The following is a 1762-nucleotide window of genomic DNA, read 5'->3' as shown; positions in this document are numbered from 1 at the left end:
GGCCGCCGTGGTGTCGGCCGGCTCGTCGTCCGCCGTCGCCGTGTCGGCCGGCCTGTCGTCGGCCGTCGCGGCGTCGCGCTCGGCGGGCGCGTCGGGGTCCGGCACCTCGCCGGTCTCCCGCCACCGCCGGAACTGCTCCTCGCTGACCACCCGGTAGCCCTCCGGCGCCTCCGACTGGGAGCCGGCCTCCCGCGCGGACAGGTCGACCTGGGAGACGTCGGAGTCGGTGGCCGCCGGCACCGGGGTGGCTGCCGGACCGACGGGGACCAGGTACTCCCGGGGGCCGCGGACCCGGACGAAGTAGACCAGGGCGCCGAGGAACACCAGCGCGGCCGTCCAGACGTTCAGACGTACGCCGAGGATGGTGTTCGCCTCGTCGGTGCGCATCAGCTCGATCCAGAAGCGGCCGGCGGTGTAGCCCATCACGTACAGCGCGAACGCCCGGCCCCGGCCGAGCCGCAGCCGCCGGTCGAGCACGAGGACGAGGACGGCCACGCCGACGTTCCACAGCGCCTCGTAGGCGAAGGTGGGGTGGTAGAGGCCCGGTTCGAGGATCGGCTGGCCGGCGTCGTCGCGCAACGCCTGCCCCGGGTTGTCCGGGTCCATCCGGTGGATCTCCAGGCCCCAGGGCAGGGTGGTCCGGCCGCCGTACAGCTCGTTGTTGAACCAGTTGCCGAGCCGCCCGATCGCCTGCGCCAGCGCCAGGCCCGGCGCGACCGCGTCGGCCACCACCGCGAAGGGGATGCCGAGCTGCCGGGCGGCGATCCACGCGCCGACCGCACCACCGGCGACGGCACCCCAGATGCCGAGACCGCCCTCCCAGACGTAGAGCGCCTTGAGCGGCTCACCACCGGTGCCGAAGTACTTCTCCGGGGAGGTGATCACGTGGTAGATCCGCGCTCCGATGATGCCGGCCGGCACCGCCCAGACCGCGATGTCGAGCACCGCCCCGGGGGCGACGCCGCGCTGCCGCAGCCGTCGCTCGGTGACCCAGCAGGCCACGACGATGCCGACGATGATGCACAGCGCGTACGCCCGGAGCGGGAAGGGTCCGAGCTGCCACACGGCGGTGCTGGGGCTGGGCAGGGCCGCCTGGGGGGTGAGCGAGGCGAGAGTCACGGGTGCACACGCTACCGCCGAGGGGCCCGTGTGCGGCACCCCGGTCCGACAGTTCAGCGACTCCCATGACTTCCGGTGGCCACCGCCGTAGGCTCCGAAGCCATGAGCACGCTCACCTGGGCGGTCGCCGCGGTGGTCACGGACGAGGCCGGGCGGGTGCTGCTCTGCCGGCAGGGCCCCGGTCCGCGCCGGTACGCGCTGCCCGGCGGCCGGCTACGCCGGGACGAGAGCCCGGTGCACGCCGCGGCCCGCGACATCCGGGCCGAGACCGGCTGGGAGGTCGAACTGGTGGATCTGGTCGGGCTCTACCACCTCGCCGCGGAGGCCACCGGCCGCACCGACTGCGGTCCACCACCGGACGTCCTCGTGCACGTCTTCCGGGCCCGGACGCGGGGCACGGCACCGACCGGCGACCCCGTCGGGGGCTGCCACCTCTCCTGGCACGACCCGACGGCGCTGCCCGAGGTGTTGACCCCGACGACCCGGGCCGCCCTCACCGACGCCCTGGCCGGCCGCTCCGGCGTCCTCCGCCCGGCAGCCCGACCCACCCGTCCCCCGGGCCAACGCCCCGGAACCCCGACAGACGAACCAGTCCACCCCTAAACCCACCCCGCCCCCGCCCCCACCCCCGCCCCCGCGCCCC

The 1762-nt window shown here is 75.4% G+C and carries 2 protein-coding genes; one reads left to right on the top strand and one right to left on the bottom strand.

The window, feature by feature from the left end:
* Positions 1 to 1119 (bottom strand): prolipoprotein diacylglyceryl transferase (gene lgt, locus AB0I76_RS29260; protein WP_357042190.1); only part of this gene is annotated, 1119 nt, incomplete at its 3' end.
* A 102-nt stretch (positions 1120 to 1221) separates the two neighbouring features.
* On the opposite strand from lgt, the gene AB0I76_RS29255 reads away from it, so the two are divergent.
* Entirely contained in the window at positions 1222 to 1722 is a 501-nt protein-coding gene (locus tag AB0I76_RS29255; RefSeq protein WP_357042187.1) for an NUDIX hydrolase, read from the top strand.
* Positions 1723 to 1762 lie beyond the last annotated feature (40 nt).

The organism is Micromonospora sp. NPDC049799 (assembly GCF_040656655.1).
GTDB lineage: Bacteria > Actinomycetota > Actinomycetes > Mycobacteriales > Micromonosporaceae > Micromonospora.
This window is presented reverse-complemented; position numbering and strand designations above follow the sequence as displayed.

Excerpts from the sequence above, each read along its gene's own strand:
- AB0I76_RS29255 (WP_357042187.1), top strand. The coding sequence starts at position 1,222 with ATGAGCACGCTCACCTGGGCGGTCGCCGCGGTGGTCACGGACGAGGCC.